The organism is Amycolatopsis sp. NPDC004625, assembly GCF_040609695.1.
GTDB lineage: Bacteria > Actinomycetota > Actinomycetes > Mycobacteriales > Pseudonocardiaceae > Amycolatopsis.
The window spans coordinates 39,751-65,984 of the sequence record NZ_JBEXKX010000029.1; the positions used below are offsets into that span (position 1 = coordinate 39,751).

The window sequence follows — 26,234 nt, forward strand, 5'->3', positions numbered from 1 at the left end:
GGCTGACCCTCGCCAGGAGTGAGGGGAGCCGGAAGTGACCGACCAGCGGGATTCCGCGCCGAGAGCGCCCGAGGGTGTCGACACCGAGAAGCCGTCCGCGGCCCGGATCTACGACTGGTACCTGGGCGGTACCCAGAACTGGGCCGTGGACCGCGAGTTCGGCCGGCGCATGGAACAGCAGTGGCCGCTGGTGCGCCCGGGCTCGAAGCAGAACCGCGAGTTCATGAACCGCGCGGTGCGCGCGGCGCTGCGGGCCGGCATCCGGCAGTTCATCGACCTCGGCTCGGGCGTGCCGACGGCCGGCAACGTGCACGAGGTCGTCGAGGCGGAGCTGCCCGAGGAGCACGACGCGAAGGTCGTGTACGTCGACTACGAGCCGGTCGCGGTCGCCCACGCGACGCTCATCCTCGAAGAGGGCATGGCGACCGACTGGGCCGGCATCGTCCAGGCCGACATGCGCGACGCGAAGTCCGTGCTGCGCGCCGAAGAAACGCGGCGGCTGATCGACTTCTCCCAGCCGGTCTGCCTGATCATGGCGGCGGTGCTGCACTTCGTCGGGCCGGACGACGACCCGGACGGCCTCCTGGCGGCGTACCGCGACGCGCTGGCGCCGGGCAGCTGGCTGGCGATTTCGCAGATGAGCGAGGGCGACGGCAGCGGCCCGTACCTGGAGGGGCTGCGCTGGTTCGTCGAGCAGTACCGGAAGACGAGCAACCCGGTCTGGCTGCGCAACCGCGAAGAGATCGAGCCGCTCTTCGGCGGCTGGCCGCTGCTGGAGCCGGGCATCGTGCACCTGCCGGACTGGCGGCCGGACCGGAAGATCAACGCCCTCGAAGCGGAGGCCCGGCCGTTCGCGTGGTGCGCCGTCGCGGCGAAGCCAGGCTCCTGACCTGCAGTTTTCCCGATCGCTGTGGGCGAACGCACCATCGGAAACAAACACACCCATCGGAGAGTTGAGCTAGGCAGACTCAACTAACCGAGGAGTGCACATGTCCGACACCCGCCTCCTGCCCGTGCTCCCGCTCGATGACGACGTCGTGCTGCCGGGCATGGTCGTCCCGCTCGACCTGAGCGACACCGAGACGCGGGCCGCGGTGGAGTCCGCCCAGGCCAACACCCCCACCCAAGCCTCCTTCCCCGGCATCCGGTCGACCGGCGCCACCAAGGCCGAGGTCCTGATCGTCCCGCGCGCCCACGGCGAGTACGCCGGCTTCGGCACCGTCGCCACGGTCGAGCGCATCGGCCGCGTGCCCGGCGGGAAGGCAGCCGTGCTGCTGCGCGGCACCGGCCGCGCGCTCGTCGGCCGGATCGCCGACGGCCCCGGCGCCGCCCGCTGGGTGCACGCCGAAGACACCACCGAGACCACCGACGACCGGACCGCGCAGCTCGCGGCCGAGTACAAGGCCGTCGTCATCTCGATCCTGCAGCAGCGCGGCGGCTGGCAGCTGATCGACGCCGTCCAGCAGGTCGAAGACGCCTCCGCGGTCGCCGACCTGTCCGGCAACGCGCCGTACCTGTCCACCGAGCAGAAGCTCGAACTGCTGACCACGCTCGACGTCAGCGCCCGGCTGGAGAAGGCCCTCGAGTGGAGCAAGGAGCACCTCGCCGAGCTCGAAGTGACCGACACGATCCGCAAGGACGTCGCCGAGGGCATGGAGAAGCAGCAGAAGGAGTTCCTGCTGCGCCGCCAGCTCGAGGCCATCCGCAAGGAGCTCGGCGAGCTCGACGGCACCGCCGACGAGACGGACTACCGCGCCCGCGTCGAGGCCGCCGAACTGCCCGACGCCGTCAAGAAGGCCGCACTGGCCGAAGTGGACAAGCTGGACCGCACGTCCGAGCAGTCCCCCGAGGGCGGCTGGATCCGCACCTGGCTGGACACCGTCCTGGAGCTGCCCTGGAACGAGCGCACCGAGGACGTCTACGACATCGCGGCCGCGCGGGCGGTGCTCGACGCCGACCACGCCGGGCTCGACGACGTCAAGGAACGCATCATCGAGTACCTGGCCGTGCGCAAGCGCCGCGCGGAATCGGGCATGGGCCCGGTCGGCGGCCGTCGTTCGGGCGCGGTGCTCGCCCTCGCGGGCCCTCCCGGGGTCGGCAAGACGTCGCTGGGTGAGTCCGTCGCGAAGGCCATGGGCCGCAAGTTCGTCCGCGTGGCGCTCGGCGGCATCCGCGACGAGGCGGAGATCCGCGGTCACCGCCGCACGTACGTCGGCGCGCTGCCCGGCCGGATCGTCCGCGCCATCAAGGAAGCCGGCTCGATGAACCCGGTCGTGCTGCTCGACGAGATCGACAAGGTCGGCGCCGACTACCGCGGCGACCCGACCGCGGCGCTGCTCGAAGTGCTGGACCCGGAGCAGAACCACACGTTCCGCGACCACTACCTCGAGGTCGAGCTGGACCTGTCCGACGTCGTGTTCCTGGCCACGGCCAACGCGTTGGAGACCATCCCCGGCCCGCTGCTGGACCGCATGGAGCTCGTCACGCTGGACGGCTACACCGAGCACGAGAAGGTCACCATCGCCCGCGACCACCTGCTCCCCCGCGAGCTGGAGCGCGCCGGCCTCGGCGTCGACGACGTCGTCCTGACGGACGCCGCGTTCAGCCGGATCGCCGCCGAGTACACCCGCGAGGCGGGCGTGCGCGACGCGAACCGGACGATCGCCAAGGTGCTGCGCAAGGTCGCGACCAAGGTGGCCCTGGACGAGGTGGCGCTGCCGCTTTCGATCGACGCCCCCGACCTGGAGACCTACCTCGGCCGCCCGCGGCACATCCCGGAGTCGTCGCTGCCGGCCTCGACGCAGCGCACGGCGACCCCGGGCGTGGCGACCGGCCTGGCGGTGACCGGCGCGGGCGGCGACGTCCTCTACATCGAGGCGTCGCTGGCCGACGAGGAGTCCGGCGCGTCCGGGCTGCAGCTGACCGGCCAGCTCGGCGACGTGATGAAGGAGTCGGTGCAGATCGCGCTGTCCTACCTGCGCTCGCACGGCGCGGAGCTGGAGCTGCCGGTGGGTGACCTGCGCAAGCGCGGCATCCACGTGCACGTCCCGGCGGGCGCGGTCCCGAAGGACGGGCCGTCGGCCGGCGTCACGATGACGACGGCGCTGGCGTCGCTGCTCTCCGGCCGCGTGGTCAAGGCCGACGTCGCGATGACCGGCGAGGTGTCGCTGACCGGGCGCGTCCTGCCGATCGGCGGCGTCAAGCAGAAGCTGCTGGCGGCGCACCGGGCGGGGATGAAGACGGTGATCATCCCGCAGCGCAACGAACCGGACCTCGACGACGTCCCGGCCGAGGTGCTGGCCCAGCTGGACGTGCACGCGGTGGCCAACGTCCGCGAGGTCCTCGACCTCGCCCTGACCCCGGCTTCGACGCCGGTTTCCCAGGCGGCGTAACCCCGAGCGCCGCCGCCAGAACGGCCGGTTTCCCTCTCCCGCAAGGGAAACCGGCCGTTCCCCCTTATCCGTGGAGCTTCCGGGCGGCGACCAGGTAGCCGGTGCCGAGCCAGCGCTTGGCCCCGCGCGCGATCGTCGTCTCCGGGTGCGCCCGCCACGAGCGGTCGCGGCGCCGGACGAGCCGGTCGAACGGCGGCACCGCCGCGGTGACGTCGTAGGCGATGACCTCTTCCGGCTGCAGGCCGGCGCGCCACAGCAGTTCTCGCAGGCGCCGCGGGGTCAGCGCGACGATCCCGGTGCGCCGGGCCCCGTGCCGTCTCGACGGCGGGACGCCGACGAGCCGTTCGAGCGCGCCGAGGGTGCGGCGCGCGGGCCAGAAGACACCCCATTCGAAGAGCCGGTACGGGCTCCTCGGGTTGAGCATCGTCGCCACGACGAGCCCGCCGGGCCGGGTGACCCGGGCGACCTCGTGCAGGGCGAGCACGGCGTCGGTGTACTCGAGGACGCCCATCGCGAGGACGACGTCGAACTGCCGGTCGGCGAACGGCATCTCCTGGATGTCGCCGACGGAAAGTTTCACGGAGTCGCCGACCCGCGCCGCGACGGCGTCGATCATGGCCGGCGACTGGTCGCACGCGGTGACGCGGAAGTCCCCGGCCCGGGTGTCGAGCAGGTGGCGCACCATCATCCCGGGCCCGCAGCCGACGTCGAGCAGGTCGCCGCCGGAGCAGCCGGCCAGCACCTGGTCGATGGCGTAGCGGCGCGAATGGTGGTAGCGCGCGGTGGGTCCCCATCCGGCGTGGTCGTTCGCGTAGCCGGCGACGAGCCCGGGTTCGGCGTACTGCACCCGGACCAGCTCCTCGCGGACCGGTCGCAACGTCACGGGAATGGACATGTGCTCCTCCAACGGCTCGGTGGAATTCCCCGGAAGCCTGTGCCCCAGACTGGGGTCGAGTCGCTCAAGAAATGCGTTACCCCGTGCAAGGTGAATTTCAGGAATCACATCGAAAGGCGCAGCGGATCTTCCCCCGAATCGTCCAGCGCGGTCACCCGAGGCGCCGCTTTACCGGACAGCGCACCGATCACCGGACGATATCTCCCAAATAACACATAGCCGACGAACAGGGAAGATGCCGGGTTCACATATCCGAATGCGGCGGTCCCGGACGGCCAAAAATGGACACGGTCACCCTGCGAAGTCAATTCCGGAATTGACCGCACCAGAACGGGTAAGCCGGCTGCGCCGTTCGGACGTCACGACGGGTACGGCACACACACGCACGAAGGAGCCCCGCGTCGCAAACGCGGGGCTCCTTCGGTGGGTGGCGGGTGAGGGATTCGAACCCCCGTAGGCGTAAGCCAACTGGTTTACAGCCAGTCCCCTTTGGCCACTCGGGTAACCCGCCAAGACCGGTCTCACCGGCCGGGGAGAAGCTTACCCAACGGAGTAGCGAGGGGGTCAACCGGGTTACCCGTCGGGTGGCAGGGGCTAGGCTGGGTGGCCTCTGACGAGCGAGTACGAGGTGTGAGGACACGTGGCGGATCCCTCTTTCGATGTCGTGAGCAAGGTCGACCGCCAGGAGGTGGACAACGCGCTCAACCAGGCGAGCAAGGAGCTGGGCACCCGGTTCGACTTCCGCGGCACCGGCACGACGATCAACTGGGCCGGCGAGGAGGCGCTCACGGTCGAGTCCGAGACCGAGGAGCGCGCCCTGGCCGCGGTCGAGGTGTTCAAGGAGAAGCTGATCAAGCGGAACATCTCCCTGAAGGCCTTCGAGGCGGGCGAGCCGGCGCTGTCGGGCAAGATCTACAAGATCGGCGGGAAGATCCTGCAGGGGATCGCGTCGGACAAGGCGAAGCAGATCGCGAAGTTCATCCGGGACGAGGGCCCGAAGGGCGTCCAGGCCCAGATCCAGGGGGATCAGCTGCGGGTGTCCGGGAAGAAGAAGGACCAGCTTCAGGACGTCATCGCGTTGTTGAAGGGCAAGGACTTCGAGATCGCGCTTCAGTTCACGAACTACCGGTGATCGACGGCGCGGGCGCCCTGGTTCGGGTGCCCGCGCGGCCTTGTCAGGCCGGCGTCAACGTCCAGGTCGTCTCGTAGCCCTCCACCATCACGTACGCCGGGCCCCGCACGTCGCGCTCCACCTGGACGTCGCCTATCTGGTTCAGCAGCAGGTCTCTGTCCTTCTCGGACATCATCCAGATCGCGATGTTGCCCCGGGTTTTCGCCGTGAACTGGATGCGCGTCACACCCGCGGGGAGCTTCAGGACCGCGTCGCCCTTGCCCGGGACCGGCTTTCCCCGCTCGGCCGTGGCAATGCTCCGGTAGTCCGCGATCGTGGCCGTCCAGGCCGCGTTCGCGTGGATCGTCACCCGCTTCGTCGGGCGTTGGGGGTCCGTGTTCATCCACGTCGTGCCCTGGTACGCGCCTATCGCGTTGACCAGGCCGTGCTCGCCGCCGTCCGTGTCGATGATCACGTTCGAACTGCACTTCGGGCAGTCGAACGTGAAGAAGCCCAGCTGGTCCGGGGGCCACGTGGTCTCGAACTCGCCGCTGCCCTTGCCCGTGTGGGTCTCCGTCGGCACGTCACGGGGGGCCGGGGGTGCCGTCGTCGTGGGGGTCGGCAGCGCGTGCGTCGGGTTCGCGACGATCGTTCCGTAGCCCGTTGACGGTGCGCATGCGCCGGTCAGGAACACCAGCAGCGCGCAGCTCAGCCTGAGTTTCATCGAATCCCCCTCGTGGGCCGCCAAGTGGCCCCGGTGATCTTTCGACACCCGGAGCCGCCGCGTTACGTCACCCGGACGCGCGTGTGCGGACGTGATCACCGTCCTCATCAGCGTGTTGTAATCGCGCAGTCACCGAGGAGGGTCGAGGGATGCGTCGCTGGCTCGCTGTCGTGCTTTCGCTCACCGCCGTCGCCTCGCTCCTCACGCCCGCCCGTGCTGCCGAACGGCACCTGCTCGTCCCCGGCTTCGGGGCCTATCCACGGCTCATCCGCCTTCACACCGGGCCCATCATTGCCACGCTGACCAGCGAAGACGCCGGCGGGAAGTTCACCCCGGTGCTCGAGAGCACCGACGAAGGCGAGTCCTTTCACCGGATCGGGGCGATCCGCGACCCGGACGGGCGGGCCGGGATGTGCTGCGGGACCGTCTTCGAGCTGCCCGAACGCGTCGGCGAACTCCGCGCCGGCACGCTGCTGTGGGCCGCGTCCTACCGACAGGACGCCGGGGCTCAGCGCCGGGTCGGGATCCGGGTCTGGGCCAGCAAGGACGGTGGCCACTCCTGGACCTTCCTGTCCGAGGCCGCGCGTTCGCACAACATCGACGGCATCTGGGAACCCGAGTTCACCGTCGACGCCGGGGGCACGCTCTGGCTCCACTTCGCCGACGAGACGCAGGCGCCGAAGTACGCGCAGGTGCTGAACCGGGTCGCCTCCACCGACGGGGTGACCTGGGGCACCAAACAGCTCACCGTGGCCATCCCGCCGGACCGCGTGCGGCCCGGCATGCCGATCGTCCGGCGGCTGCCCGACGGGCGCTACTACTTCGCCTACGAAATCTGCAACTTCCGCGACCGCTACTGCGACCCGTACTTCCGGATCTCCGCCGACGGCGCCAACTGGGGCGACCCCGCCGACCCCGGCACCCGGGTGGACACCGCGGCCGGCAACTACTTCCAGCATGCGCAAACCATCGCCCTTTTCCCCGGCGGGCCGAACGGGGTGCGGATCGTCATGGTCGGGCAGATCTACACCGACGCCCGAGGCCGGCCGCAGCCGCAGAACGGGCAGGTGCTGCTCGCGAACGACGATTTCGGCAGCGGCAACTGGTACGAGCTGCCCGCTCCCGTGCACATCACCGGCATCTACAACAACTTCTGCCCCAACTACTCCTCGACGCTGCTGCCCGTCGACGACGGCCGGAACGTGCTCGAGATCGCCACCGAGGACGATTCGGGGTGCAAGGCCTACTTCGGTAAGGGATCCGGCTTCTAGCGGCGGCCCGTAGGGTGAGGCCCGAGTTCGCCGAAGAGAGGGAGGCCGTCCATGAAGGGCATCGTGCTGGCCGGAGGCAGCGGCACACGTCTGCACCCGATCACCCAGGCGGTGTCGAAGCAGCTGCTCCCCGTCTACGACAAGCCGATGGTCTACTACCCGATCTCGGTGCTGATGCTGGCCGGGATCCGCGAGATCCTCGTCATCTCCACCCCCACCGACCTGCCGATGTTCCGCCGGCTGCTGGGCAACGGCAGCCAGTTCGGCGTCTCGTTCTCCTACGCCGAGCAGCCCAGCCCCAACGGCCTGGCCGAGGCGTTCGTGATCGGCGCGGACTTCATCGGCGACGACGACGTGGCCCTCGTCCTCGGCGACAACATCTTCTACGGCCAGGGGTTCTCCGGCCGCCTGCAGCAGGCCGTGCGCGAACTCGACGGTTGCGTCCTGTTCGGCTACCCCGTCAAGGACCCCGAGCGCTACGGCGTCGGCGAGGTCGACGAGTCGGGCAAACTGCGCACCATCGAAGAAAAGCCCGCGAAGCCGCGCTCCAACAAGGCGATCACCGGGCTGTACTTCTACGACAACGAGGTCGTCGACATCTCGCGCGCGCTGAAGCCGTCGGCGCGCGGTGAGCTCGAGATCACCGACGTCAACCTCACCTACCTGCGCCAGGACCGCGCGACGCTGGTCGAGCTCAGCCGCGGGTTCGCCTGGCTCGACACCGGCACGCACGACTCGCTGCTCGAAGCCGGCCAGTTCGTGCAGGTGCTGGAACACCGGACCGGCGTGCGCATCGCGTGTCTCGAGGAAATCGCCCTGCGCATGGGTTTCATCAGCGCCGACGAGTGCTACGCGCTGGGCGAGAAGCTCGCGAAGTCCGGCTACGGCGACTACGTCAAGGCAGTCGCCGTAGCGGCGGGAGCTTCGGCCTAGCGTTACGGGTAGACCCGCAGCGCCGAGGTCTTGTCGTTCATGCTGCCGAGCCCGTAGCACGTGTAGCAGGTGATGCTGGCGCCACCCGGGCCGGGCAGGTCGTAGAGGATGCCATGGCTGCAGGTCCCGACGGCCTCCCAGGACGACAGGACGTTGTTCTGCGTGATGCTGCTCCACGTCCAGGTCCGGCCGCCCGAGCAGCCGGGGCTCGCCACATCGAACCACCAGCAGGTGCCTTCGAAGTTGCTGTCCCGGCACCCGTAGCCGACGTGCACGTTCGCGGCCACCGAATCGGGCGCCGCCTGGGCGGTGCGGCACGTGGTGCGCGCCGCCGTGACGACGTTCGTGTTCCCCTGCTGGACGTACGCGGTGGCTTCGATCGTGCAGGCCTGGCTCCGGAGGGTCGCCGCGGATGCGGGTGCCACCAGCCCCACCGCCAGCAGCAAACCGGCGGCCAGACTGAGCAGAACGGCGATCGGCCGATGTTTCACCATGGACTTCTCCCCATCGTCGAGGTGTCGTAACGGACAGCTCGATCCTCACCACGCACCCGGCCGGCACCAGACATTTCGACCAGGTTCGTAGTCCGTCACCAGTGCCGGACCGGGGTCGGCAGGCCGTTCAGCAGGGCGAGGCCCATGGGCGTGAGGTGGTGCACCACCGAAGCGCCTTCACGGTGGCTGGTGATCAGGCCGGCGTCACGCAGGATCCTCGTGTGGTAGCTGATGGTCTGCGCCGAAATCCGCAGCCTCCCGGCGATGGTCCCGGTGGCGAGCGCGTCGGTCCCGGCGAGGTCGAGGATGCGGGCCCGGGTGTCCCCGAGCAGCTCGCCGAGCGTGCCGCCGCCCGCCGCGCACGGGCCGCCGGAGACCCAGCGCGGATCGTGCCGGACCGGCAGGACCAGCACCGGCGGCAGCTCGCGGTCGACGAGCGTGACGGGCGTGCGGACGCAGAAGAAGGACGGGATGAGCAGCAGTCCCCGGCCGTCGAGGTGCAGGTCGGCGTCGTGCGGATAGCGGGCCACCAGCAGCGGCGGACGCCAGTCGCAGCCGGGCGCGAGCGACCGCAGCAACGCCTCGCTGCCACCGGTGGCCATGGTCCGGGCGTACCCGGCGCGGACCTCCGCCAGCCGGCGGTCGATCCGCGGCCGGAACGGGGCGATCGCGGTGTCGTAATAGCTGCGCAACGCCCGGCAAGCGTGCGCGACCGCGTCCTTGTCCCCGGTGGAAAGCTGCTGCACGCTGGGCGGCAGCACCCGCGTCCTCGCCAGTTCCGTCAATTGAACGGAAAACTGCGTCCGTGGTGTGCACCGCACCGCGTCGATCCCGGCGGCGATATCCCCCGTGCGGGTCACCGGTGTGAGGAAGTCCGGGAAGTAGCGGGCGCAGGGATTGACCGCGTTGAGAAAGCCGGCGAGGTCCGGCGAAACCGTGGAAGCCGATTGCTGCCGCCAGCGGCCGAACACCAGGTCCGGTTGCCGGTTCTGCAGCACGTGCAGGCTCAGCACCACTTCCCACAGCCAGTCCGTCGCCCCCGCGAGCCGCAGCCGGCCCAGGTCTTCGGACGTGAAATGGATGCGCAGCGACCCCTCGACGTTCATCGGCTCTCCCCCTGAGCGATCCCACCGTCAGTGGGGAATCGCCGCCGGGCGCCGAAGTGCTACGGGCTCAGAACTGCCGGCGCGCCATTTCCTCGAGCCGGGCGATGCGGTCGGCGATCGGCGGGTGGGTCGAGAACAGTTTGCTCAGGCCCTCGCCCGGGCGGAACGGGTTCGCGATCATCAGGTGCGACTGCGACACCAGCTGCGGCTCGGCGACCAGGGGCCGCGCCCGCGTGCCGGCCTCCAGCTTCCGCAGCGCCGAGGCCAGGCCCAGCGGGTCGCCGGTCAGCTCGGCCCCGGACGCGTCGGCCTGGTACTCCCGCGACCGGCTCACGCCCATCCGGATGACAGCCGCCGCGATCGGGCCGACGAAGATCAGCAGCAGGCTGAGCAGCGGGTTCCCGTCGCGGTTGTTGCCGCCGAAGAACAGGCCGATGTTCGCGAGCACGCTGATCACGCTGGCCAGTGCGCCGGCGACGCAGGAGATCAGGATGTCGCGGTTGTAGACGTGGGACAGCTCGTGGCCGAGGACGGCCCGCAGCTCGCGCTCGTCGAGCAGGTCGAGGATGCCGGTGGTGCAGCACACGGCGGCGTGCCGCGGGCTGCGGCCGGTGGCGAAGGCGTTGGGCGCGACCGTCGGGCTGATGTAGAGCTGCGGCATCGGCTGGCGGGCGACCTGCGCGAGCTCGCGGACGATCCGGTACATCGCGGGCTGCTCGACCTCGGACACCGGCCGCGCCCGCATCGCGCGCAGCGCCATCTTGTCCGAATTGAAGTAGGCGAACGCGTTCATCCCGAGCGCGATGACCAGGCCGATGACCAGGGCACCGCGGCCGAAGAGCCCGCTGATCGCGATGATGATCGCCGACAGCAGGCCGAGCAGCATCGCCGTCTTGAGTCCGTTCTGGTGCCCGTGCACGCCCGTTCGCCTCCGTCCGCCTTCGCCGTGGTTTACCCAGTGGAAACAACGCGATCGGGGGACGCGAAGTTCCTTCGGGTGGGGATGGCGCGGGTTACCCTCGAACGAGGAGCTGATCAGGAGCGGAGGCGCCGATGCCAGGCCGCCGGCTAGCCCGGAGGACGCTGTTCGCGCTGGTCACGGCGGGCGCCGGCGCCCTCGTTGTGCCCGGCACGGCGCGCGCGGCGGACGTCCGGTCCATCGACGTCGGCGGGGCGCCGGCCGGGGTCGCGGTGAACCCGGTCACCGGGCTCGGGTACGTCACCGATCCCCAGGCCGGGACGCTGGCCGTGCTCGATCCGCGCAGCGCGTCGGTCGTCGACGTGGTCCACGTCGGCGGCGAGCCCGGTGACGTGGCGGTCGACGCGAAAGCGGGCCGGATCTACGTCGCGAACCCGCCCGGGGGCACCGTGGTGGTGCTGGACGGCCGCACCCACGACCTGGTCAGCGTGGTCGGCGCGGGCGCCGGCGCGTCGGCGCTGGCGGTCGACGAGGAGGCCGACCGCGTCTACGCCGTGAGCGGCCGAACCGGCACGCTCGCCGTGCTCGACGGCATCAGCTGCACGCTGGCCGCGCTCGTGCCCGGCCCGAAACCGAGCCTCACCGGGATCGGCGTCGACCCCGGCCGCAAGCTGGCCCACTGCGCGAGCACCACCACCGACTCGGTCGAGGTGTTCTCGATCGACTCCGGCGAGTTCGTCGCATCGGTCAAGGTCGGGCGCAACCCGACCGCCGTCGCGGTGCACCACGCGAGCGGCACGGTCTACGTCGCGAACTCCGGCATCCACCACATGTCCATTGTGGACTCCGTCACGCACGCCGAACGCAAGACCGTGTTGCTGCGCAGCGAATCCTCCGCCATCGCCGTGCACCAGGGCACGAACACGGTGTACACCAACGGCGGCCAGAACGGGCTCACCCGCGTCGACGGCACCGCGGGCGCGCTGAGCGGCGAGCTGGCGCTGGGCGTCAACCCCGGCGACGTCGCCGTCGACCAGCGCACGCGCGCGGTGTGGGTCACCGATCCCCTGCACGGCCGCGTCTTCGTGGTCCGCGACTTCTGACTCCGCAGCTGGGGCAGCTCCAGGTATACGGTCGGGAAGCATGAAACTCGGACTGCAGATCCCCGACTTCACCTGGCCGAACGGGGCGTCCGCACTGGGCGCCGACCTGGCCGCCGTCGTCCGCGCGGGCGACCAGGCCGGCTTCGACTCGATCGCCGTCATGGACCACTTCTTCCAGATCGGCGGCGTCGGCCCGGTCGAAAACGACATGCTCGAGGCGTACACCACCCTCGGCTTCATCGCGGCGCACACCGAACGCGCCAAGCTGCTCACCGTCGTCACCGGCGTCCTCTACCGGCACCCCGGCCTGCTGGCCAAGGCGGTCACGACGCTGGACGTGCTTTCGGGCGGCCGCGCGATCCTCGGCATCGGCGCGGGCTGGAACGAGGACGAGTCCCGCGGGCTCGGCTTCCCGTTCCCGCCGGTGGCCGAGCGGTTCGAACTGCTGGAGGAGAACCTCCAGTACGTGCTGCAGATGTGGGCCGACGGCGACGCGCCCTTCAAGAGCAAGCACTTCGACGCTTCCCGGCTGCTGAACGTGCCGCAGGTGCTGTCGAAGCCGCGGCCGCCGATCATGATCGGGGGCGGCGGCGAGAAGAAGACGCTGCGGCTGGTCGCCAAGTACGCCGACCAGTGCAACCTGTTCAACGGCCCGGAGCTGGAGCGCAAGCTCGACGTGCTGCGGCAGCACTGCGAGAACGAGGGCCGCGACTACGACTCGATCACCAAGACCGTCTACCACATCCTCGACGTCGGCGAGCACGGCGAGAAGGCGGGCGAGCTGGTCGCCGAGCTGGAGCGGCTGAACGGCCTGGGCATCCACGTGGCCCTGGGCATGGTCCCGCACGTGCACAACCCGGCGATCCTGGAGAAGTTCGCCGCCGACGTGATCCCGGCGGCCGAAAAGTTCTGACCCGCACCTCCGCGAGTTCGTGAAGGCCACCGCGAGGTGGCCTTCACGGCTTTTCAGCCGTCCTTGGCGACCACCCGGGTCAGCGCCGCTACGCCGATTCCCACGACGGCCACCGCGATGCCCGCAACCAGCCAGCCCACCAGCGCGAGCACCACGCCGGTCACCGCGAAGAGCGCGAACTCCAGCAGGAACCGGGCCGGTTCCGGGAGCCGGCGGCGGGCTCGCGGCGCGATGAACAGGCCCCAGAGCGCGGCCGCCGCCACCGGCAGCAGGACGGCGTCGACGATCGCCAGGACCACGCCGCTCCCGAGCTGGGTGCCGGCCATGGCCAAACCGCCCAGGAGCGCCAGCTCGGTCAGGAAGCGGACCGTCAGCACCACGCCCGCGACCCCGCTCAGGCGGGGAGTCGGCTCCGAAGTCATCCCGCCAGCCTAGGACCGCGTCCACAGTGGACGTTACGGGTACGGTCGGGCACAGATGGTGATCCTGACCACACTTAGGCCATTCAGGTTGCGGTTCCGAATCGGTCCACCAGCCGCTCCCGCGTCGCTGTAACGACCTTCCGGCGCCGGTCGACGTGTCAGGTGCATATCGCGACCGCGAGCCAAGGAGCCTGGTAGATGACCACATGTCGACTCTGCGGTTCGACAAACACGGCCGGCGTCGTCGACCTCGGCGCGACTCCCCCATGTGAGCGATTTTTGACGGCGGAGCAGCTCGACGAGCCGGAAGCCACCTTCCCGCTGCACCTGAAGGTCTGCACCGACTGCTGGCTGGCCCAGATCCCGCCGCTGATCGACCCCGACGACACCTTCACCGAGTACGCGTACTTCTCGTCCTTCTCGACGTCGTGGGTCGAGCACGCGAAGCGCTTCGTCGACGGCGCGGTCGAGCGGCTCGGGCTGGGCGAGAAGTCGTTCGTCGTCGAGGTGGCGAGCAACGACGGGTACCTGCTCAAGCACGTCGTCGGGCACGGGATCCGGTGTCTGGGCGTGGAACCTTCGGTGAACGTCGGGCAGGCGGCGCGCGACGCCGGCGTGCCCACCCTGACGGCCTTCCTCTCCGAGGAAACCGGCCTGAAGGTGCGCGAGGAGCACGGGCCCGCGGACCTCGTGGCCGCGAACAACGTCTACGCGCACATCCCCGACGTCCTCGGCTTCACCAAGGGCCTGCGCGCCCTGGTCGCGGACGACGGCTGGGTCTCCATCGAGGTCCAGCACCTGCTCACGCTGATCGAAAAGAACCAGTACGACACGATCTACCACGAGCACTTCCAGTACTACACGGTCGAATCCGCGCGCCGGGCCCTCGCGACCGGCGGCCTGACCGTGGTCGACGTCGAGCTCGTGCCGACGCACGGTGGGTCGATCCGGCTGTGGGCGCGTCCCGCCGAAGTCGCGGGCGAGCCCAGCGAGCGGATGACCGACGTCCTGGAGCGCGAAAAGGCCGCCGGGCTGCACGAGCTGTCCGGGTACACCGAGTTCGCCGAGCGCGTCACCCGCGTGCGGCTGGACCTGCTGAAGTTCCTCATCGAGGCGCGCAACGACGGCAAGACCGTCGTCGGCTACGGCGCCCCGGGCAAGGGCAACACCCTGCTGAACCACTGCGGCATCCGGACGGACCTGCTGCAGTACACGGTCGACCGCAATCCGTACAAGCACGGCCGGTTCACCCCGGGCACGCGCATCCCGGTGCTGCCGCCGGAACGGATCGAAGCCGACCGGCCCGACTACGTGCTCGTCCTCCCGTGGAACCTCCGGGAGGAACTGACCGGACAGCTCTCCTACATCGGGGCGTGGGGCGGCAAGCTCGTGTTCCCGATCCCCCACCTGGAAATCGTCGAGGTGCAGTGAAGTGAAGGTCGTTCTCTTCTGCGGTGGCTACGGGATGCGGATGCGCAACGGCGCGGCCGACGACGTCCCCAAGCCGATGGCGATGGTCGGTCCGAGACCGCTCATCTGGCACGTGATGCGCTACTACGCGCACTTCGGCCACACCGAATTCATCCTGTGCCTCGGCTACGGCGCGGCGCACATCAAGAACTTCTTCCTGAACTACCAGGAAACCATTTCCAACGACTTCGTCCTGCGCAACGGGCAGGCGGAGCTCCTCTCGACCGACATCGCCGACTGGACGATCACCTTCGTCCAGACCGGCATCGAGTCGCCGATCGGTGAACGCCTGCGCCGCGTCCGCGACTACCTCGACGGCGACGAGATGTTCCTCGCGAACTACGCCGACGTGCTGTCCGACGTCCCGCTGCCCGACATGATCGAGCGGTTCTCCAACACCGACGCGGGTGCGTCGATGATGGTCGTGCCGCCGCAGTCGTCGTTCCACTGCGTGGAGATGGACGAGGGTGGCATGGTCGGCTCGATCACCGCGGTCAGCGAAATGCCGCTGTGGGAGAACGGCGGGTACTTCGTGCTCCGCCAGGAGGTGTTCGACCACATCCCGGAGAACGGCGACCTGGTCGCCGACGGCTGCGGCGAGCTGGCCAAGCGCGGCCGGCTCCTGGCCTACCCGTACCGCGGCTTCTGGAAGCCGACCGACACGGTCAAGGAGCGCGCGGCCCTCGACAACGCGTACACGCACGGCGAGAAGCCCTGGGCCCTCTGGGAGCGGCCCGTCGCGAGCACCGCGTGATCGGGCTGCGGCCGGGACGGCTCGGCGGCGTCGTCGCCCTCGGCGCGCACTGCGACGACATCGCGATCGGCGCCGGCGGGACCCTGCTGACGCTGTGCGCGTCGCGGCCGGGCCTGAAGGTCGACGCGCTGGTCCTCTCCGGCGGCGGCACGCCCCGCGAGGACGAGGAGCGGGCGGCGCTGGCGGCGTTCTGCCCGGGCGCGCAGCTCGACGTCACGGTGCTGAAGCTGCCGGACGGGCGGTTCCCGGCGCACTGGGAAGAGGCCAAGAACGCCCTGGAGGAGCTGCGGCGGCGGACCGACCCGGACGTCATCCTGGCGCCGCGCACCGACGACGCCCACCAGGACCACCGCGGCCTGGCCAAGCTGGTGCCGACGGCCTTCCGCGACCACCTCGCGCTGGGCTACGAGATCGTCAAGTGGGACGGCGACCTCGGCAGCCCGTCGGTGTACCAGCCGCTCGACGACGACGTCGCCGAGGCCAAGGTCCGGCTGCTGCAGGAGCACTACGCGTCGCAGCGGCACCGGCCCTGGTACGACCGCGAGGCGTTCCTCGGGCTGGCCCGGATCCGCGGGATCGAAGCCGCCGCGAAGTACGCCGAAGCGTTTTTCGTCAAGAAACTCACTCTAGATCTGAAGGGCTGATCCGATGCGGGTGTTGCTGACGGGGCACAAGGGCTACCTGGGGACGGTGATGGCCCCGGTGCTCGCCGCCGCCGGCCACGAAGTCGTCGGCCTGGACTCCGGGCTGTTCGAGGAGTGCCTGCTCGGGCCCGCCCCCGCCGACCCGGCCGGCCACGTCGTCGACCTGCGGGACGTCACGCTTTCGCACGTCGAGGGCTTCGACGCGGTGATCCACTTGGCCGCGCTGTCGAACGACCCGCTGGGCTCGCTCGCGCCGGAGCTGACCTACGACATCAACCACCACGCGTCGGTGAAGCTCGCGAAGCTGGCGAAGGAGGCCGGCGTCGGGCGGTACCTCTACGCGTCGACCTGCTCGGTGTACGGCGCGGGCGGCGACAACCTGGTCGACGAGGACGCCCCGCTGCGGCCGGTGACGCCGTACGCGGAGTCGAAGGTGCGCGTCGAGGCCGACGTCCACGAGCTCGCCGACGACGACTTCACGCCGGTGTACATGCGCAACGCGACGGCGTTCGGCTACTCGCCGCGGCTGCGCGGCGACATCGTGCTGAACAACCTGACCGCGCACGCGCACCTGTCCGGCGAGGTCCTGGTGCTGTCGGACGGCACGCCGTGGCGGCCGCTGGTGCACGCCCAGGACATCGCGCGCGCGTTCACGGCGGCCCTGACGGCGCCGAAGGAGGCCGTGCACAACAAGGCGTTCAACATCGGCACCGAGGACAACAACGTCACCGTCGCCGAAATCGCCCAGGAGGTCGTCGAGGCCGTGCCGGGCTCGACGCTCAACATCACCGGCGAGGCGGGCGCCGACCCGCGCTCGTACCGCGTCGACTTCTCGCGCTTCCGCGAGGCCATCCCGGGCTTCGCCTGCGAGTGGTCGGTCAAGGACGGCGCCGTCGAGCTCATCGAGGCCTACCGCAAGTTCGGGCTGACCCGGGAGTCGTTCCAGCAGCTGTTCACCCGGCTCGCCTGGCTGAAGAGCGAGGGCGAAGCCGGCCGCGTCGACGACACCCTCCGGCGGCACTAGTGGCGGCCCCGCAGCTGCGGACCGGGGCGGAACTGCACGCCCTGGTCGAGCGGCTGTACCCGATCTGCCGCAGCATCACCGGCGACGGCGTGCGGCAGACCCTGGACATCATCGGCGAGCACATTTCCCTGGAGCGGCACGAGGTCCCGACCGGCACGGCGGTGCTGGACTGGACGATCCCGCAGGAGTGGAACATCCGGGACGCGTACGTCGCCACGCCGTCCGGCGAGCGCGTGATCGACTTCCGGGAGTCGAACCTGCACGTCGTCGGGTACAGCGTCCCGGTGCGGCAGCGGATGCCCTTGAGCGAGCTGCGGGAGCACCTGCACACGCTGCCCGACCAGCCGTCGTGGGTGCCCTACCGGACCAGCTACTACGCCCCGGCCTGGGGCTTCTGCCTCGCCCAGGAGAAGCTCGACGCGCTCCCCGACGGCGACTACGACGTCGTCATCGACTCGACGCTGGCCGACGGTTCGCTGACCTACGCCGAGCACGTCGTGCCCGGCCGGGTCACCGACGAGGTCATCGTGTCCTGCCACGTGTGCCACCCGTCGCTGGCGAACGACAACCTGGCCGGCATCGCGGTGGCCATCTCGCTGGCCCAGCAGCTGGCTCTCTCGCAGCCGCACTACACCTACCGGTTCCTGTTCATGCCGGGGACGATCGGCTCGATCACCTGGCTGGCGCGCAACGCTTCCCGGATCGAGAAGGTGCGGCACGGCCTCGTGCTGGCCTGTGCCGGCGACACCGGTTCGTTGACGTACAAGAAGTCCCGCCGCGACGACGCCGAGATCGACCGCGTGGTGCAGCACGTGCTGCGCTCGCGGGAGCATCGAGTCGTCGACTTCTCGCCGTACGGCTACGACGAGCGCCAGTTCTGCTCGCCGGGCTTCAACCTGGGCGTCGGCTCGCTGACGCGCACGCCGTACGCGGGCTACCCCGAGTACCACACCTCGGCCGACAACCCGGGTTTCGTCTCGCCCGCGGCCATGGAGGACACGCTCGGCGCGCTTCGAGACGCCTTCGGCGTCCTGGACCGCAACCGCCGGTACGTCAACCTCAGCCCGTACGGCGAGCCGCAGCTCGGCAAGCGCGGGCTGTACGACTCCCTCGGCGGCCGCAGCGACGCCAAGCAGGCCCAGATGGCGATGCTGTGGGTGCTCAACCTCTCCGACGGTTCGCACTCGCTCCTGGACATCGCCGAGCGCGCCGGCCTGCCCTTCGACATCGTCGACGTCGCCGCCCGCGCCCTGCACGACGCCGGTCTGGTCAAGGAGTGAGCGACGTGGCCAACCACCGCCGTGCACCGCGCTCGATCTTCCGATCGGGCGCGGTGCGCGCGATGGCCGGACGGCTCAGCTGGGGCCTCGGCGACCAGGCGGTGTCCAGCCTGACCAACTTCGCCGTGGGGCTGTACGTGGCCCGTTCGCTCGGCACGTTCGCCTTCGGCATCTTCAGCCTCGCCTGGGTCAGCTACGGCGTGGTGCTCAACGTCTCGCGCGGCCTGGCCACCGACCCGCTGATGGTGCGGTTCAGCGCCGTGCCGGAGGACCGGTGGCGCTCGGGCGTGGCGAGCGCGTCGGGCACCGCGATCGGCGTGGGCTGCGTGACCGGGCTGATCAGCCTGGTCGCCGGGCTGGCCGCGGGCGGCCCGCTCGGCAGCGCGTTCGTCGCGCTCGCCGCCGTGCTGCCCGGCCTGCTGCTCCAGGACGCCTGGCGCTTCGCGTTCTTCGCCCGCGGTCAGGGCAAGAAGGCGTTCCTCAACGACCTGGTGTGCGGCATCGCCCTGGTCCCGGCCCTGTTCGTGGCCGGCCGGGCCGGGACGGTCGTCGCGTTCATCCTCGCCTGGGGCATCGCGGCCGCGCTCGCCGCGGTCTACGGCTGGTTCCAGACCGGCATCCTGCCGCACCCGCGCGAGCTGGCCGGCTGGCTCCGGTCCCAGCGCGACCTGAGCGTCCGCTACCTCGTCGAGAACGTCAGCAACAGCGGCGCGTCCCAGCTGCGCGCGTACGGCCTCGGCGCCATCGCCGGCATCACCGCCGTCGGCGCGGTCCGCGGGGCCGAGCAGCTCCTCGGGCCGTTCCTGGCCCTGCTCATGGGGCTGTCCCTGGTCACCGTGGCCGAGGGCGCGCGCGTGCTCCAGCGGGCCCCGCACCGGCTGAAGCACTTCTGCATGATCCTCGGCGGCGGCCAGGCGGGCGCCGCCCTGTGCTGGGGCCTCGGCCTGCTGCTCCTGGTGCCCGACAGCGCCGGCCGCTGGGTGATGGGCTCGGTGTGGGACTCGTCGTCCCCGCTGATCCTCCCGGTCACCCTGGCCGTGGTCGGCGCGAGCTTCGCCACCGGCGCGGCGGCGGGTCTGCGCGCGCTCGGCGCGGCCAAGCGGAGCCTGCGCTCGCAGCTGATCGCCTCCCTGTTCTACGTCACCTTCGGCATCACCGGCGCGTTCCTCGGCGGCGCGGCCGGGTCCGCGTGGGGCGTCGCGACGGCCACCCTCGGCGGCTCCGTCGTCTGGTGGTTCCAGCTGCGCCTCGGGCTGCGCGACTACGTGCCGCCGGGCGCCGACGAGCCCACCGTCGTGTTCGAGCCGATCAAAGAGCCGATCAAGGAATGAGGACTCCATGACCACCGTCCCGCGGCTGAGCCTCGGCCTCCCGGTGTACAACGGCGAGGAGTACCTCGCCGAGTCGCTGGACGCCCTGCTCGGCCAGACCTTCGAGGACTTCGAGCTGATCATCTCGGACAACGCCTCCACGGACGGCACCGACGAGATCTGCCGCCGCTACGCCGAGAAGGACTCGCGGATCCGCTACGTCCGCCAGCCGAAGAACATCGGTGCGACGCCGAACCACAACTTCGTGTTCGACGTCTCCCGCACCGAGCTCTTCAAGTGGGTGTCCCACGACGACCTGTACGCCCGCGACCTGCTCAAGCGGTGCGTCGAGGCCCTCGACGAGCGCCCGGACGTCATCCTGGCCCACTGCGACCAGGCGATCATCGACGGCGACGGCCGCATCGTCCAGCCCCTCCAGTACACGTTGGACACCGCGTCCCGGCACGCGCCGGACCGCTTCCGCAGCATCCTGTTCGAGCCGGGCGGCGACGACTTCTACGGCGTCATCCGCGCCGACGCCCTCCGCCGCGTCAAGCCGCTCGACAGCTACCACCACGCCGACCGCACGTACTCGGCGGAGATGGCCCTGCACGGCCCGTTCCACCAGGTGCCCGAGCTGCTCTACTTCCGCCGCGACCACCCCGGCCGCGCGGAACGGGCCAACCCGACCATCCGGAGCCGGTGCGCGAATCTGGACCCGCGGCGCGCGAACCGGCTCCGGAATCCCACCGTCCGCCTGCTCGGCGAGTACGTCTACGGGTTCGCGGACCTGATCCGCCGCGCGCCGATCTCGGCCGCCGACAAGCGCGAGTGCTTCGGCCACCTCGGCGCCTGGCTGACCAACCGGGCCCGGTCCGGCCACGGCGAGCGCGTCGAAGACCGCGCGCCGACCGCCTCCGACGTCGCCACGGTCAACGAGATCGTGGCCGGCCGGGAAGGCAGGCTCGCGTGAAGCGTGCGCCACGCGTCGGCGTGTTCGGGCTGCTCGGCTCGGGGAACCTCGGCAACGACGGTTCCCTCGAAGCCGTGCTCGGCTACCTGCGCGCCGAATACCCGGACGCGAAGCTGGGCGCCCTGGTCGGCGGCCCGGAGCTCGTCCGCGAGCGCTACGGCCTCGACGCGACGCCCCTGCACTGGAACCAGTCCGAGTACGAGACGGCGTCCGGCCTGCGCTCGGTCGCCCTCAAGGGCTTCGGCAAGCTGGTCGACATCGCGCGCACCGCGGCCTGGGTCCGGCAGCAGGACGTCGTCATCGTGCCCGGCATGGGCGTCCTCGAAGCGACGCTTCCGTTGCGTCCCTGGGGTTTCCCGTATTCGCTCTTCCTCCTTTCCGCCACCGGGCGCCTCTTCGGCACCAAGGTGGCGCTCGTCTGCGTCGGCGCGAACCACATCAGCGCCCGGGCCACGCGGACGCTGGTCCGCTGGTCCGGCCGGCTCGCCGCCTACCGCTCCTACCGCGACGACATCTCACGCGACGCCATGCGCGCCATGGGCGTCGACACGAGTGCCGACCAGGTCTACCCCGACCTGGCGTTCTCCCTCCCCACGCCGGCCGCCGAGGGCAGGCCCGGCACCGTCGGCGTCGGCGTGATGGCCTACTACGGCGGCAACGACGACCGGGCCGACGCCGACCGCATCTACCGCCACTACGCGGACACGATGAACCGTTTCGTCGCCTGGCTCGTTGACCAGGGCAGACCCGTCCGGCTGTTCATCGGTGACCGGATCGACCGGCAGGTCGTCGACGAGATCATCGAGAGCACCGATTCCCCGCTGGTGACGGCGGCTTCGGCGGAGACCCTGGACGAGCTGATGCACGAGATGGCCGCGGTGGACAGCGTGGTGGCCACGCGCTACCACAACGTGCTCTGCGCCCTGAAGGTCGCGAAACCGACCGTGGCGATCGGGTACGCGCCGAAGAACGACGTCCTCATGGCGGAGATGGGCCTCGACGGCTTCACCCAGCGGGCCAAGACCGTCTCCTTCGACCGGCTCGTCGAACAATTCACGGAACTCGAGAACCGTTCGGCAGAACTTCGCCAGACGCTCCTGGAACGGAACCAGATGAACGCGCAACGCCTCAAGGACCAGTTCGCCGCTCTTTCGGCGGCCCTCTTCGGGGGTGCGCGATGAAGGCGATTCCGGTGCCCGAGATCGACGGCGCGTACCTGTTCGAACCCACCCCGCACACGGACCAGCGCGGCTTCTTCAGCCGGACGTTCGACCGCGACGTCGTCGCGTCGGTGGGCATCGACCCGGACGGCTTCGTCCAGGACAGCGTGTCCCGCTCCCGCAAGGGGGTCGTCCGCGGGATGCACCTGCGCGGCGGGGCCGGCGAGGCGAAGCTGGTGCGGTGTTCGCACGGCGCGGTCTTCGACGTCGTGGTGGATCTCCGACCGGGTTCGCCGACGTTCCGGAACATCAAAACATTCGAACTTTCGGGTGACACCCAGGTCTCCGTGTACATCCCCGCGGGGTGTGCGCACGGATTCCAGTCACTCACAGATCCTTCGGACGTTTCGTACCGTATCGATCGGGCGCACGATCCTGAAGATGATATTACGATTTCGTACAAAGACCCTGAATTGGACATTTCCTGGCCACTGTCAGTCACAATGGTCAGCGACCGGGATGAACGGGCGCCGACTCTCGGAGAGGCGTTCAAACCAACGAGGTGAGCCAAGACATGGGAACGAACCTGCCCCGCTCCACGGAGGCGAACGAGCGGCTGCACCGGGTCATCCCCGGGGGTGCGCACACCTACGCCAAAGGCTCGGACCAGTATCCCGAAGGGATGGCCCCGGTCATCTCCCACGGCCGCGGCGGCCACGTCTGGGACGTCGACGGCAACGAGTACGTGGAGTACGGCGCCGGCCTGAGAGCCGTGAGCCTCGGCCACGCCCACCCGCGGGTCGTCGAAGCGGTGCGGGGCGAGCTGGACAGGGGCAGCAACTTCATCCGGCCGTCGATCATCGAAGCCGAGGCCGCCGAGCGGTTCCTCGAGAACGTGCCGACGGCCGACATGGTCAAGTTCACCAAGAACGGCTCCGACGCCACGACCGCCGCGATCCGGCTGGCCCGCGCCGCCACCGGCCGCAAGCTCGTCGCCAAGTGCGCCGACCACGCTTTCTTCTCGACCGACGACTGGTTCATCGGCACCACGCCGATGAACGCGGGCATCCCGGACGAAACGACGGAAGCGGTGGTGTCCTTCCCGTACGGCGACCTGCAGGCCGCCCAGGAGCTGCTGCAGCGCCACGACGGCGAGATCGCGTGCATGATCCTGGAGGCGGCCGCGGCGGTGGAACCGCCGCCGGGGTACCTGCAGGGCCTTCGCGAGCTCGCCACCCGCCACGGCGTCGTCCTGGTCTTCGACGAGATGATCACCGGTTTCCGTTGGTCCGCCCACGGCGCGCAGGGCCTCTACGGCGTCACCCCCGACCTCTCGACGTTCGGCAAGGCGCTCGGCAACGGCTTCGCCGTGTCGGCGCTGGCCGGCAAGCGGGAGCTGATGGAGCTCGGCGGCCTGCGCACCGACCGCGAGCGGGTGTTCCTGCTCTCGACCACGCACGGCGCGGAGACCCACTCGCTGGCCGCCGCGATGGCGGTCATGGACGTCTACCGCGACGAGGACGTCATCGGCCGCCTGCACGCCCTCGGCGACCGGCTCGCGGCCGGCGTCCGCGAGGTGGCGGCCGGGATCGGCGTCGAGGACCACGTGGTCGTCCGCGGCCGGGCCAGCAACCTGGTCTTCGGCACGCTCGACGAGCAGGGCAGGCCCTCGCAGCCGTACCGCACCCTGTTCCTGCGTGAGCTGATCAGCGGCGGGGTGCTCGGACCGTCCTTCGTGGTCAGCGCCGCGCTCACCGAAGCGGACATCGACAAGACCATCGACGTCGTCTCCCAGGCCTGCACGGTCTACCGCAAGGCCCTCGACGCCAACGACCCGGTGCCGTGGATGGGCGGGCGCCCGGTGCAGCCCGTGTTCCGCAAGCACGCCTGATCGCCGCACGGACGGACCGGATTCACCCGTTGGGTCCGATGAGGACACTTGAGGGTGACTGTTTTCCGGCCCGTTCGTGCGTAACTTCCTGCCATGGGCAGATCTCGTGTGGTAATGGTCGCTGCGTGCTCGCTCCTGATCGCGGTGGTGAGCCCCGGGCTCGCGCACGGCGCGAACGGACCGGGACCGGTGTGCGGCCACCAGCCCGCCGAGTACGCGTCCCCACCACCCGGAGCCGTCACCGTCGATCCGGGTGTCGACGGTGACCTCTCGGCCAAGACGGCCGCGAACCCGGCCGGCACGACGTTCTGGCTCAAGCCCGGCACCCACACGCTCGGGAACGACGAGTACGGCCAGGTCGTCCCCAAGGACGGCGACGTCTACCTCGGCGCGCCCGGCGCGGTCGTCGACGGCCGCAACGTCAACCGCGCGGCCTTCACCCAGCAGGCGAGCAAGGTCGAGATCCACGGCCTCACCATCCGCGGGTTCGCCGCGCTGCAGGACCAGGGCGTGGTCAACCACGACTCCGGCAACGGCTGGCTCATCGAGAACACCACGATCGAGGACAACGCCGGCGCCGGCCTGATGGCCGGCGCGGGCCAGGTCGTGCGGCACAGCTGCCTGCGCGACAACGGCCAGTACGGGCTCAACGCGTACCAGGCCGGCGACGGCATCACCGGGCTCGTGCTGGAGGACAACGAGATCGCCGGCAACAACACCGGCGACTGGGAGGCCAAGGTGCCGGGCTGCGGGTGCAGCGGCGGCGCCAAGTTCTGGGCCGTGAACGGCGCCGACATCCGCGGCAACTGGGTCCACGGCAACCACGGCGCCGGGCTGTGGGCCGACACGAACAACAACGACTTCCTCGTCGAGGACAACCTGTTCGAGGCCAACGACGCCGAGGCACTGTTCTACGAGACCAGCTACAACCTGGTGCTGCGCGGCAACACCTTCCGCGGCAACACCCTGGTCCAGGGCCGCGCGTTCGCGGCGCGCGGAGACGACTTCCCGGTGGCGACGGTGTACCTGTCGGAATCGGGCGGCGAGCCGCGCGTGCCGGCCCGGACGTCGGCCGTCGACATCACCGGCAACACCTTCGAGGACAACTGGGCCGGGATCACGTTGTGGGAGAACGCCGACCGCTTCTGCAACAGCCCGGCGAACACGTCTTCGGGCTACTGCACCAAGACGGCGTCGAATTCTTCGTGCGCCGCGGGCAAGATCGAGAAGCGCCCGACGTACGACGACTGCCGCTGGAAGACGCAGCGGGTGGAGATCCACGGCAACACGTTCCGGTTCGACGCGGGCCGGGTCGGCTGCACGAGCCTGTGCGGCCGGATGGCGTTGCTGTCCAACTTCGGGACGTTCCCGGACTGGTCGCCCTACAAGGGAACCGTGGTCGAAGAGGCCATCACGTTCCACCAGGACAACCGCTGGCACGACAATGTGTATGCGGGGCCGTGGACGTTCGTGGTGCATGACACCTCCAAGACGGTCGACGCTGCGGGCTGGCAGGCAAAGCCCTACTCGCAGGACGAGTGCTCTTCGTTCACCGGCGGGACTGCCGGCTGCTGATTCGAGCTTGCCCGCGGGGTCCGACAGTTTCCACCGCGATTCGTCTCAGGTGCTTGTGTTTTCGCTGGCAGCAAGGGGAAAAGTCGCGAACGGAGAATTTCGGACAGCGATCGTTTCACCCTTTCCAGCGATGGCGTTCGCACGGGTGTTCGGTACCGTCGGAGACATGACCGCACCGAATCCCCCGCACTCCCTTCAGGCCGCGGTGAAGCGCGCACTCGGCTCGCCCCGAAGACGCCCGGCGGGCAACCGCCGGTTCGAAAGGACAAGCAGAAGATCCTGGGCCGCCCCGGCCAGTGGTGTCCCGTCGCCGTACGACCAGTCGAGATCGTCGGCCCGCAAGGCGATCCCGGCGAGGTCGGCGCCGAAGTACTTGACCTGCTTCGGTTTCATCGCGGCGAAGATGGCTTCCAGGCGTTCCGGCGGAACCCGCCGATCGAGCCGCAGCGCGGTGGTGATGTCCAGACCGTGGATGACATCGTGGCTCAGCGCCCCGACGGCCCCACCGCCCGGCGGCCGCCACGGGTGGTCGGCGTTGTCCCGCAGGCAGGAGACAAGCGCCTCACGAGAGAGCGCCGCGGCCTCACGCCGGGCGACGCGATCGGCCATGACGTTGAAGCGGCCACCGGACTTGAGCAGTTCCCGCACGAACCGCCCGCCGGAGAACCGGAAGGGCATGGTCATGTGGGCGACAACCTCGGCCACCCGCCACCCGGCGCAGAGAGTGGGCGAGTCCCAGCTGGACGGAGGCAGAGCACCAAGAAGAGCAGCCAGCTCCCGCCGCTCGGCGGCGATCATGTCTTGGATCATGGGTGTCCCCTTCGGAGGAGGAGGTAGGTCACTCCACCGACGAACAACCCGCGGCGGGAC

General features: G+C 70.0%; 25 protein-coding genes and 1 tRNA gene. 18 read left to right on the forward strand and 8 right to left on the reverse strand.

Annotation, left to right across the window (positions count from 1 at the left end):
- Window positions 1-34: 34 nt before the first annotated feature.
- Complete coding sequence (locus ABZW17_RS29205; RefSeq protein WP_354821125.1) at window positions 35-889, forward strand: SAM-dependent methyltransferase; 855 nt, start codon at window positions 35-37, stop codon at window positions 887-889.
- Window positions 890-989: 100 nt separating this feature from the next.
- Window positions 990-3,392 carry an endopeptidase La gene (gene lon / locus ABZW17_RS29210; protein WP_354821128.1) on the forward strand — a complete coding sequence of 801 codons (2,403 nt, stop codon included), beginning with the start codon at window positions 990-992 and terminating at the stop codon, window positions 3,390-3,392.
- 64 nt (window positions 3,393-3,456) lie between these two features.
- On the opposite strand, the gene ABZW17_RS29215 is transcribed toward lon, so the two are convergent.
- On the reverse strand, window positions 3,457-4,287 hold the full coding sequence (locus ABZW17_RS29215) for a class I SAM-dependent methyltransferase (RefSeq protein WP_354821131.1): 831 nt from the start codon (window positions 4,285-4,287) through the stop codon (window positions 3,457-3,459).
- A gap of 428 nt (window positions 4,288-4,715) precedes the next feature.
- Window positions 4,716-4,798: transfer RNA gene (locus ABZW17_RS29220), tRNA-Tyr, on the reverse strand.
- 129 nt (window positions 4,799-4,927) lie between these two features.
- Between ABZW17_RS29220 and ABZW17_RS29225 the strand changes: the two genes are divergently transcribed.
- On the forward strand, window positions 4,928-5,419 hold the full coding sequence (locus ABZW17_RS29225) for a YajQ family cyclic di-GMP-binding protein (RefSeq protein ID WP_354821134.1): 492 nt from the start codon (window positions 4,928-4,930) through the stop codon (window positions 5,417-5,419).
- 43 nt (window positions 5,420-5,462) lie between these two features.
- Here the strand turns inward: ABZW17_RS29225 and ABZW17_RS29230 are convergent, their stop codons facing one another.
- A complete protein-coding gene (locus ABZW17_RS29230; protein WP_354821137.1) occupies window positions 5,463-6,122 on the reverse strand; it encodes a hypothetical protein in 660 nt (219 codons plus the stop codon).
- A gap of 149 nt (window positions 6,123-6,271) precedes the next feature.
- On the opposite strand from ABZW17_RS29230, the gene ABZW17_RS29235 reads away from it, so the two are divergent.
- Window positions 6,272-7,393: a sialidase family protein gene (locus ABZW17_RS29235; RefSeq protein WP_354821140.1), complete on the forward strand. Its 1,122-nt coding sequence runs from the start codon at window positions 6,272-6,274 to the stop codon at window positions 7,391-7,393.
- 51 nt (window positions 7,394-7,444) lie between these two features.
- Complete coding sequence (gene rfbA / locus ABZW17_RS29240) at window positions 7,445-8,326, forward strand: glucose-1-phosphate thymidylyltransferase RfbA (protein WP_354821143.1); 882 nt, start codon at window positions 7,445-7,447, stop codon at window positions 8,324-8,326.
- Between the two features lie 2 nt (window positions 8,327-8,328).
- On the opposite strand, the gene ABZW17_RS29245 is transcribed toward rfbA, so the two are convergent.
- From ABZW17_RS29245 to htpX, 3 genes are all read right to left on the reverse strand, one after another.
- The gene (locus ABZW17_RS29245) at window positions 8,329-8,820 is read right to left on the reverse strand and encodes a hypothetical protein (RefSeq protein ID WP_354821146.1); all 492 of its coding nucleotides are present in this window, start codon (window positions 8,818-8,820) and stop codon (window positions 8,329-8,331) included.
- A gap of 95 nt (window positions 8,821-8,915) precedes the next feature.
- On the reverse strand, window positions 8,916-9,926 hold the full coding sequence (locus ABZW17_RS29250; RefSeq protein ID WP_354821148.1) for a helix-turn-helix domain-containing protein: 1,011 nt from the start codon (window positions 9,924-9,926) through the stop codon (window positions 8,916-8,918).
- A gap of 67 nt (window positions 9,927-9,993) precedes the next feature.
- Window positions 9,994-10,845 (reverse strand): zinc metalloprotease HtpX, encoded by an 852-nt coding sequence (gene htpX, locus ABZW17_RS29255; RefSeq protein ID WP_354821151.1) that lies wholly within the window; start codon window positions 10,843-10,845, stop codon window positions 9,994-9,996.
- Window positions 10,846-10,979: 134 nt separating this feature from the next.
- On the opposite strand from htpX, the gene ABZW17_RS29260 reads away from it, so the two are divergent.
- Both ABZW17_RS29260 and ABZW17_RS29265 read left to right on the forward strand, forming a co-directional pair.
- On the forward strand, window positions 10,980-11,948 hold the full coding sequence (locus ABZW17_RS29260; protein ID WP_354821154.1) for a YncE family protein: 969 nt from the start codon (window positions 10,980-10,982) through the stop codon (window positions 11,946-11,948).
- A 40-nt stretch (window positions 11,949-11,988) separates the two neighbouring features.
- Window positions 11,989-12,861, forward strand: coding sequence for an LLM class F420-dependent oxidoreductase (locus ABZW17_RS29265; RefSeq protein WP_354821156.1), 873 nt, complete (start codon window positions 11,989-11,991; stop codon window positions 12,859-12,861).
- A 53-nt stretch (window positions 12,862-12,914) separates the two neighbouring features.
- Here ABZW17_RS29265 and ABZW17_RS29270 read toward each other — a convergent pair whose 3' ends face one another.
- A complete protein-coding gene (locus ABZW17_RS29270; RefSeq protein ID WP_354821158.1) occupies window positions 12,915-13,283 on the reverse strand; it encodes a YrdB family protein in 369 nt (122 codons plus the stop codon).
- A gap of 198 nt (window positions 13,284-13,481) precedes the next feature.
- Here ABZW17_RS29270 and ABZW17_RS29275 point away from each other — a divergent pair, with 198 nt between their 5' ends.
- The 11 genes from ABZW17_RS29275 (at window position 13,482) to ABZW17_RS29325 (ending at window position 25,364) form a co-directional block, all read left to right on the forward strand.
- Entirely contained in the window at window positions 13,482-14,714 is a 1,233-nt protein-coding gene (locus ABZW17_RS29275) for a class I SAM-dependent methyltransferase (protein WP_354821161.1), read from the forward strand.
- A gap of 1 nt (window position 14,715) precedes the next feature.
- Complete coding sequence (locus ABZW17_RS29280) at window positions 14,716-15,507, forward strand: glucose-1-phosphate cytidylyltransferase (RefSeq protein ID WP_354821164.1); 792 nt, start codon at window positions 14,716-14,718, stop codon at window positions 15,505-15,507.
- Entirely contained in the window at window positions 15,504-16,151 is a 648-nt protein-coding gene (locus tag ABZW17_RS29285) for a PIG-L deacetylase family protein (protein WP_354821167.1), read from the forward strand. The genes ABZW17_RS29280 and ABZW17_RS29285 overlap by 4 nt, the downstream gene beginning before the upstream one ends.
- 4 nt (window positions 16,152-16,155) lie before the next feature.
- Window positions 16,156-17,175, forward strand: a complete 1,020-nt coding sequence (locus ABZW17_RS29290; protein WP_354821170.1) for an SDR family oxidoreductase — start codon at window positions 16,156-16,158, stop codon at window positions 17,173-17,175.
- The gene (locus tag ABZW17_RS29295; RefSeq protein ID WP_354821173.1) at window positions 17,175-18,455 is read left to right on the forward strand and encodes a DUF4910 domain-containing protein; all 1,281 of its coding nucleotides are present in this window, start codon (window positions 17,175-17,177) and stop codon (window positions 18,453-18,455) included. Before ABZW17_RS29290 ends, ABZW17_RS29295 begins: the two co-directional genes overlap by 1 nt.
- A 5-nt stretch (window positions 18,456-18,460) precedes the next feature.
- Window positions 18,461-19,786 (forward strand): hypothetical protein, encoded by a 1,326-nt coding sequence (locus ABZW17_RS29300; protein WP_354821176.1) that lies wholly within the window; start codon window positions 18,461-18,463, stop codon window positions 19,784-19,786.
- Between the two features lie 7 nt (window positions 19,787-19,793).
- A complete protein-coding gene (locus ABZW17_RS29305; protein ID WP_354821179.1) occupies window positions 19,794-20,738 on the forward strand; it encodes a glycosyltransferase family 2 protein in 945 nt (314 codons plus the stop codon).
- Window positions 20,735-21,919, forward strand: a complete 1,185-nt coding sequence (locus ABZW17_RS29310) for a polysaccharide pyruvyl transferase family protein (RefSeq protein WP_354821182.1) — start codon at window positions 20,735-20,737, stop codon at window positions 21,917-21,919. Before ABZW17_RS29305 ends, ABZW17_RS29310 begins: the two co-directional genes overlap by 4 nt.
- Window positions 21,916-22,464, forward strand: coding sequence for a dTDP-4-dehydrorhamnose 3,5-epimerase (rfbC, locus tag ABZW17_RS29315; protein WP_354821185.1), 549 nt, complete (start codon window positions 21,916-21,918; stop codon window positions 22,462-22,464). Before ABZW17_RS29310 ends, rfbC begins: the two co-directional genes overlap by 4 nt.
- Before the next feature lie 8 nt (window positions 22,465-22,472).
- Entirely contained in the window at window positions 22,473-23,789 is a 1,317-nt protein-coding gene (locus ABZW17_RS29320; protein WP_354821188.1) for a glutamate-1-semialdehyde 2,1-aminomutase, read from the forward strand.
- A 114-nt stretch (window positions 23,790-23,903) separates the two neighbouring features.
- Window positions 23,904-25,364 (forward strand): right-handed parallel beta-helix repeat-containing protein, encoded by a 1,461-nt coding sequence (locus tag ABZW17_RS29325; protein WP_354821191.1) that lies wholly within the window; start codon window positions 23,904-23,906, stop codon window positions 25,362-25,364.
- Window positions 25,365-25,559: 195 nt separating this feature from the next.
- Here the strand turns inward: ABZW17_RS29325 and ABZW17_RS29330 are convergent, their stop codons facing one another.
- Window positions 25,560-26,174 carry a maleylpyruvate isomerase family mycothiol-dependent enzyme gene (locus tag ABZW17_RS29330; RefSeq protein WP_354821194.1) on the reverse strand — a complete coding sequence of 205 codons (615 nt, stop codon included), beginning with the start codon at window positions 26,172-26,174 and terminating at the stop codon, window positions 25,560-25,562.
- Between the last annotated feature and the right edge of the window lie 60 nt (window positions 26,175-26,234).

What these genes read in the sequence shown, in the direction of transcription:
- lon (WP_354821128.1), top strand. Translation starts at nt 990, where the DNA reads ATGTCCGACACCCGCCTCCTGCCCGTGCTCCCGCTCGATGACGACGTC.
- ABZW17_RS29215 (WP_354821131.1), bottom strand. Translation starts at nt 4,287, where the DNA reads ATGTCCATTCCCGTGACGTTGCGACCGGTCCGCGAGGAGCTGGTCCGG.
- ABZW17_RS29230 (WP_354821137.1), bottom strand. Translation starts at nt 6,122, where the DNA reads ATGAAACTCAGGCTGAGCTGCGCGCTGCTGGTGTTCCTGACCGGCGCA.
- ABZW17_RS29235 (WP_354821140.1), top strand. Translation starts at nt 6,272, where the DNA reads ATGCGTCGCTGGCTCGCTGTCGTGCTTTCGCTCACCGCCGTCGCCTCG.
- rfbA (WP_354821143.1), top strand. Translation starts at nt 7,445, where the DNA reads ATGAAGGGCATCGTGCTGGCCGGAGGCAGCGGCACACGTCTGCACCCG.
- ABZW17_RS29245 (WP_354821146.1), bottom strand. Translation starts at nt 8,820, where the DNA reads ATGGTGAAACATCGGCCGATCGCCGTTCTGCTCAGTCTGGCCGCCGGT.
- ABZW17_RS29250 (WP_354821148.1), bottom strand. Translation starts at nt 9,926, where the DNA reads ATGAACGTCGAGGGGTCGCTGCGCATCCATTTCACGTCCGAAGACCTG.
- ABZW17_RS29260 (WP_354821154.1), top strand. Translation starts at nt 10,980, where the DNA reads ATGCCAGGCCGCCGGCTAGCCCGGAGGACGCTGTTCGCGCTGGTCACG.
- ABZW17_RS29265 (WP_354821156.1), top strand. Translation starts at nt 11,989, where the DNA reads ATGAAACTCGGACTGCAGATCCCCGACTTCACCTGGCCGAACGGGGCG.
- ABZW17_RS29270 (WP_354821158.1), bottom strand. Translation starts at nt 13,283, where the DNA reads ATGACTTCGGAGCCGACTCCCCGCCTGAGCGGGGTCGCGGGCGTGGTG.
- ABZW17_RS29275 (WP_354821161.1), top strand. Translation starts at nt 13,482, where the DNA reads ATGACCACATGTCGACTCTGCGGTTCGACAAACACGGCCGGCGTCGTC.
- ABZW17_RS29290 (WP_354821170.1), top strand. Translation starts at nt 16,156, where the DNA reads ATGCGGGTGTTGCTGACGGGGCACAAGGGCTACCTGGGGACGGTGATG.
- ABZW17_RS29305 (WP_354821179.1), top strand. Translation starts at nt 19,794, where the DNA reads ATGACCACCGTCCCGCGGCTGAGCCTCGGCCTCCCGGTGTACAACGGC.
- rfbC (WP_354821185.1), top strand. Translation starts at nt 21,916, where the DNA reads ATGAAGGCGATTCCGGTGCCCGAGATCGACGGCGCGTACCTGTTCGAA.
- ABZW17_RS29320 (WP_354821188.1), top strand. Translation starts at nt 22,473, where the DNA reads ATGGGAACGAACCTGCCCCGCTCCACGGAGGCGAACGAGCGGCTGCAC.
- ABZW17_RS29325 (WP_354821191.1), top strand. Translation starts at nt 23,904, where the DNA reads ATGGTCGCTGCGTGCTCGCTCCTGATCGCGGTGGTGAGCCCCGGGCTC.
- ABZW17_RS29330 (WP_354821194.1), bottom strand. Translation starts at nt 26,174, where the DNA reads ATGATCCAAGACATGATCGCCGCCGAGCGGCGGGAGCTGGCTGCTCTT.